5 protein-coding genes are annotated in these 6,491 nt (G+C 71.3%); all 5 read left to right on the plus strand.

What is annotated here, in order from left to right:
- Window positions 1-345: FHA domain-containing protein FhaB/FipA (locus tag ABD308_RS35680; RefSeq protein ID WP_344344233.1), on the plus strand; the 345-nt coding region annotated here is incomplete at its 5' end.
- Between the two features lie 53 nt (window positions 346-398).
- Complete coding sequence (locus ABD308_RS35685; RefSeq protein ID WP_344344235.1) at window positions 399-2,060, plus strand: PP2C family protein-serine/threonine phosphatase; 1,662 nt, start codon at window positions 399-401, stop codon at window positions 2,058-2,060.
- 168 nt (window positions 2,061-2,228) lie between these two features.
- Window positions 2,229-3,698, plus strand: coding sequence for an FtsW/RodA/SpoVE family cell cycle protein (locus ABD308_RS35690; protein ID WP_344344237.1), 1,470 nt, complete (start codon window positions 2,229-2,231; stop codon window positions 3,696-3,698).
- Window positions 3,695-5,152, plus strand: coding sequence for a peptidoglycan D,D-transpeptidase FtsI family protein (locus tag ABD308_RS35695; protein WP_344344239.1), 1,458 nt, complete (start codon window positions 3,695-3,697; stop codon window positions 5,150-5,152). Before ABD308_RS35690 ends, ABD308_RS35695 begins: the two co-directional genes overlap by 4 nt.
- A 261-nt stretch (window positions 5,153-5,413) precedes the next feature.
- A partial coding sequence (pknB, locus tag ABD308_RS35700) for a Stk1 family PASTA domain-containing Ser/Thr kinase (RefSeq protein ID WP_344344241.1) occupies window positions 5,414-6,491 on the plus strand: 1,078 nt, incomplete at its 3' end.

Consider the following 6,491-nt stretch of genomic DNA (forward strand, 5'->3'; position numbering starts at 1 on the left):
CAGCCGGCCCCCGGCGGCCCGCAGACGCAGGGCGGCGGGCGGCGCCGCGGTGCCCCGACCCAGCTCGTCGTGGTGCAGGGCTCGCTGGCCGGCACCACCGTCGCGCTGCAGGGCCAGACCATCACGCTCGGCCGGGCCCACGACTCCACCATCGTGCTGGACGACGACTACGCGTCCTCCCGGCATGCCAGGATCTATCCCGACCAGACTGGGCAGTGGACGGTGGAGGATCTAGGCTCCACCAACGGCACCTATCTGGACCGTCAGCGCCTGACCGCGCCGACCCCGCTCCAGCCGGGCACGCCGATCCGTATCGGCAGGACCGTCATCGAACTGCGGAAGTAGTAGCGCATGAGGGACAGCATCCCGTCCATGACCCAGAGGGGGGCACAGGTCGCATGACCCTGGTGCTGCGCTTCGCCGCCGGCTCCCACAAGGGACTGATCCGGGAGGGGAACGAGGACTCCGGCTATGCCGGCCCGCGGTTGCTGGCCGTGGCCGACGGCATGGGCGGCGCGGCGGCCGGTGAGGTCGCGTCCTCCGAGGTGCTCGGTTCGATCGTCCGGCTGGACGAGGACGTACCGGGCGCCGACCTGCTGACCCTGCTCGGCGACGCGGTCCAGGGCGCCAACGACCGGCTCCGCCAGATGGTCGAGGAGGATCCGCAGCTGGAGGGCATGGGCTGCACCCTCACCGCGATGCTCTGGACCGGCCAGCGGATGGGCCTGGTGCACGTCGGCGACTCCCGCGCCTACCTGCTGCGGGACGGCGCGCTGGTGCAGATCACCCAGGACCACACCTGGGTGCAGCGGCTGGTCGACGAGGGCCGGATCACGCCCGAGGAGGCCGAGACCCACCCGCAGCGCTCGCTGCTGATGCGCGCCCTGGACGGCCGCGGCCAGGTCGAGCCCGACCTGTCGATCCGCGAGGTCCGGGCCGGCGACCGCTACCTGATCTGCTCCGACGGCCTCTCCGGCCCGGTCAGCCACCAGACCCTCCAGGAGACCCTGGGCAGCTTCTACTCGCCCGAGCAGACCGTGCAGGAGCTGATCCAGCTCGCCCTGCGCGGCGGCGGCCCGGACAACATCACCTGCATCGTGGCGGACGTCCTGGACGTCGGCGCCACGGACACCCTGAGCGGCCGGTTCAACGACGTGCCGGTGGTGGTCGGCGCGGTCGCCGAGACCCCGCCGTCCTCGGCCGCCGCCGACCGCTCGATCGCGGACACCCCGGCCGGCCGCGCCGCCGGACTGGGCCGCGGCCCGCAGGGCGCCTTCGGCCCCGCCGAGGGCTACGGCGCCGGCCACCCGGACGGCCAGGACGGCTTCGGGCCGGCCGAGGGCTACCCGGGGGGCCGTGACGGCACCGAGCCCCCGGTCTACGGGGCCGAGGACTACGACGACGGGCCGCCCCGCAAGAAGCGCGGGAACCGGGCGCTGACCTTCTCGCTGATCGGCCTGGTCACCGTGGGCCTGCTCGGCGCGGGCGGCTTCTTCGGCTACCAGTGGACCCAGAGCCAGTACTACGTCGGCGCCGAGGGCGACCACGTCGCGGTCTACCAGGGCGTCAACCAGAGCCTGGCCGGCCTGAGCCTGTCCTCGGTGCACACGCCGTACAAGGACATCGAACTCAAGTACCTGCCGCAGGACCAGCGCACCCACGTCACCAACACCATCTCGGCGGTCAGCCTCGGCGACGCCGACGACAAGGTGCGGAAGCTGGGCGAGCAGGCCGCGTTCTGCCGGAAGGTCGCCGACGTCCGGGCCGCGGCCGCCAACCCGCCCGCCCAGAGCACCACCCCGGCACCCGGCCAGCAGCCGGCCCAGCAGGCCGCCGGGACGGTCGCGACGCACGCCGGGTTCGTGACGGCCACCACGCCGCCCAGCCCGTCCGCCACCGGCCGCGCCCCGGCCGCCGGCGTCCCCGCGGCCACGCCGACCCCGACCGCCGTGCCCAGCCAGAGCGCCGCGGCCCCGACGGCCCCCGCCCCCCCGCAGGGCGACCTGCCCGGCCTGAGCGACGAGGAGCGGCAGCGCGCCGACTCCTGCCCGAAGCCGTGATGGACGCGACCCGACATAGGCCCGCCCGGCGCGGGCCCGCCGGCCGTCAGGGAGCGGCTACGACGTGAGTGAGCGAAGCATGGGCGTCCCCCCGGCCGAGGGCCGGGGGAGAGCCACCAAGAGGCGCGTACGGGCGAATGCCCCTGCCGGGCGCAGCGAGGCGGGAGCATGAGCACCTTCGACGTGAGCAGCGACGCGGGCCGCCGGGACACCGGCGTGCCGGCCGATCGCGCGTCCTCGCGGCGCCGCCGCAACACCACGATCTCCCCGCAGTCGTCGCCGAACCGGCGCAACACCGAGCTGGCGATGCTCGCCTTCGCGGTGGTGCTGCCGGTCCTGGCGTACGCCAACGTGGGCCTGGCGATGGACGGCACGCTGCCGACCGGCATGCTCGGCTACGGCGCCGGCATGGGCGCGCTCGCGCTGATCGCGCACCTGCTGATGCGCCGGTTCGCGCCCTACGCGGACCCGCTGATGCTGCCGATCGCCACCCTGCTGAACGGGCTCGGCCTGGTGATGATCTGGCGGCTCGACAAGGCCGGGCCGCTGCTGCACAACAACTTCGCGGCCGCCCCCAACCAGCTGATGTGGTCGGGCCTGGGCATCGCGGGCTTCATCGTGGTGATGGTCTTCCTGAAGGACCACCGGGTCCTCCAGCGCTACACCTACATCTCGATGGTGGTGGCCCTGATCCTGCTCGCCGCACCGGCGTTCTTCCCGGAGCGCAAGGAGGACTTCGGCGCCAAGATCTGGATCCGGATGGGCGCCTTCTCGATCCAGCCCGGCGAGTTCGCCAAGATCATCCTGACCGTGTTCTTCGCCGGCTACCTGATGGTCAAGCGGGACGCCCTGGCGCTGGCCAGCCGCCGCTTCATGGGCCTGTACCTGCCGCGCGGGCGCGACCTCGGCCCGATCATCGTGATCTGGCTGCTCAGCCTGCTGATCCTGGTCTTCGAGAACGACCTCGGCTCGTCCTTCCTGTACTTCGGCCTCTTCGTGGTGATGCTCTACGTCGCCACCGAGCGGACCAGCTGGATCGTCTTCGGCCTGCTGATGTCGGTCGGCGGCGCGGTCGCGGTGGCCTCCACCACCAGCCACGTGAAGACCCGCATCGACGCCTGGCTCGACCCGATGGCCGCCTTCGCGCCCAACCATCCGCCGTACGCCACCGAACAGATCGGCCAGGCGCTGATGTCGTTCGGCTCCGGCGGGGTGACCGGCTCCGGACTGGGGCAGGGCCGTTCCTGGCTGATCGACTTCGCCGCCAAGAGCGACTTCATCCTCGGCTCCTTCGGCGAGGAGCTCGGCCTCACCGGCATGATGGCGATCTTCATGCTGTACGCCCTGCTGATCCAGCGCGGCCTGCGCACCGCGATCGCCGCCCGCGACCCGTTCGGCAAGCTCTTCGCCGTCGGCCTCTCCTCGGCGATGGCACTGCAGGTCTTCGTGGTCGCCGGCGGTGTCACCGGTCTGATCCCGCTGACCGGTATGACCATGCCGTTCCTCGCCCAGGGCGGGTCCTCGGTGGTCGCCAACTGGGCGCTGGTCGCGATCCTGCTGAAGATCAGCGACAACGCCCGCCGCCCCGGGGTGGAACCCACCCCCACACCCGAGATCCAGGGAGGTACCGCCTCGTGAACAAGCCGATCCGCCGGGTCTCGATCTTCTGCCTCGTGCTGGTCCTGGCCCTCATGGTGCGCACCAACTGGATCCAGGGCGTGCAGGCCGACGAGTGGGCGAGCAACAAGCACAACAAGCGCCAGGTCTACGACCGCTACGCCTACCCGCGCGGCAACATCGTCGTCGACGGCCAGCCGGTCACCCAGTCCACCTTCGTGAACGGCCTGCGCTACAAGTACAAGCGGTCCTGGATCGATCCCCAGATGTACGCCCACGTCACCGGCTACTCCTCGCAGGCCTTCGAGTCGAGCCAACTGGAGCAGCTGGAGGACGGCATCCTCTCCGGCAGCGACGACCGGCTGTTCTTCCGCAACACCCTGGACATGCTGACCGGCGAGCAGAAGCGCGGCGGCGACGTCGTCACCACGATCAACTCCAAGGCCCAGAAGGCCGCCTTCGAGGGGCTCGGCAACAAGAAGGGCGCGGTCGTCGCGCTCGACCCGAAGACCGGCGCGATCCTGGCCCTGGTCTCCACGCCGTCCTACGACCCGGGCAGCTTCGCGGGCAACACGGAGGCGGACTCCAAGGCCTGGACCGACCTCAACGCCGACCCCAACAAGCCGATGCTCAACCGGGCGCTGCGCGAGACGTACCCGCCCGGCTCGACCTTCAAGCTGGTCACCGCGGCGGCGGCGTTCGAGAACGGCCTGTACCAGAACATCGACGACCAGACCCAGACGCCGGACCCGTACACCCTGCCGGGCACCAACTTCGTGCTGAAGAACGAGTCCGACCGGGAGCAGTGCGGCAACGCCACCATCAAGTCCGGCATGGACCAGTCCTGCAACACGGTGTTCGCCAAGATGGGCGCCGACCTGGGCAAGGACAAGATGCGGGTGCAGGCCGAGAAGTTCGGCTTCAACAGCACCGTCGACACGCCGATCCGCTCCGTGAAGAGCGTCTTCCCGTCCAACTCCACCCCGGACGGCACCGCCCAGGACGCGATCGGCCAGCACGACACCCAGGCCACCCCGCTGCAGATGGCGATGGTCTCCGCGGCGATCGCCAACAACGGCACCCTGATGCAGCCCTACCTGGTCGCCGAGGAGCGCTCGGCCTCGCTGACCACCATCTCCAAGCACACCGACAAGCAGTTCTCCCAGCCGGTCAGCCCGGCCACCGCGCAGAAGCTCCAGGAGCTCATGGTCTCGGTGGTCGAGAACGGCACCGGCAAGAACGCCCGGATCCCCGGCGTCACCGTCGGCGGCAAGACCGGCACCGCCCAGCACGGCGAGGGCAACGCGGGCCTGCCGTTCGCCTGGTTCACCTCGTACGCCCAGGGCTCCGACGGCCGCTCGGTCGCGGTCGCGGTGGTCGTCGAGGACGGCTCCAACAACCGCGACGGCATCAGCGGCGGCCGGCTCGCCGCGCCGATCGCCAAGTCGGTGATGCAGGCCGTCCTGGGCAAGTGAGGGCATGCGTCCGGGAGTGAGGGAAATGTCACGATCGGCACCCCTGTCCGGATACCGGTCTGATATCGGCCTGCGGCCGACTCGGGTCCCGCACGGTCCGACCGGTAGCGTATCCGCAGCAACGGGTGTACCCGTTGCCGTCCGCGCGGCACCGGACGGTCCTGACCGCAGAACCACCCGGGGCCCGGACGGCGTCACACGGAGCGTGTGGGGACACCTACGTCACAACCTCACCGGCGGGTGAGGGAGAGGGTCGGAACTATGGAAGAGCCTCGTCGCCTCGGCGGCAGGTACGAGCTCGGCGGCGTCCTCGGACGCGGCGGCATGGCCGAGGTGTACCTCGCCCATGACACCCGGCTCGGCCGCTCCGTCGCCGTGAAGACGCTCCGGGCCGACATGGCCCGTGATCCGTCGTTCCAGGCCCGCTTCCGCCGCGAGGCGCAGTCCGCGGCGTCGTTGAACCATCCCGCGATCGTCGCCGTGTACGACACCGGCGAGGACTACATCGACGGCATCTCCATCCCGTACATCGTGATGGAGTACGTCGAGGGCTCCACGCTGCGCGAGCTGCTGCACTCCGGCCGCCGGCTGCTGCCGGAGCGGGCGCTGGAGATGACCATCGGCATCCTGCAGGCCCTGGAGTACTCGCACCGGGCCGGCATCGTGCACCGCGACATCAAGCCCGCCAACGTCATGCTCACCCGCCAGGGCAACGTCAAGGTGATGGACTTCGGCATCGCCCGCGCGATGGGCGACGCCGGCATGACGATGACGCAGACCTCCGCCGTCATCGGCACCGCCCAGTACCTCTCCCCGGAGCAGGCCAAGGGCGAGCAGGTGGACGCCCGCTCCGACCTCTACTCCACCGGCTGCCTGCTCTACGAGCTGCTCACCGTCCGCCCGCCGTTCGTCGGCGACTCCCCGGTGGCCGTCGCCTACCAGCACGTCCGGGAGGAGGCGCAGCCGCCGTCCGTCTTCGACCCCGAGGTGCGCCCCGAGGTCGACGCGATCGTGCTCAAGGCGCTCGCCAAGGACCGCGACTACCGCTACCAGAGCGCCGACGAGATGCGCGCCGACATCGAGCGCTTCCTCGACGGCCTGCCGGTGGCCGCCGCCCAGCAGGCGGCCGCGTACGGCATGGGCGCCCCCGGGTACGGCTACGACCAGAACGGCTACCCGCAGCAGCACGACCCGTACGGCCAGACCAACGTGCTGCCGCAGCAGGCCCCCGGCGGTCCGACCACCGTCCTGCCGCAGGCCGCCCCGGCCGGCTACCCCGCCCAGCCCCAGGCCGGCGGTTACGACGACGGCTACGGCCAGACCTACGGCGGCGCCCCGG

The sequence above is a fragment of the Kitasatospora putterlickiae genome (assembly GCF_039527695.1).
GTDB lineage: Bacteria > Actinomycetota > Actinomycetes > Streptomycetales > Streptomycetaceae > Kitasatospora > Kitasatospora putterlickiae.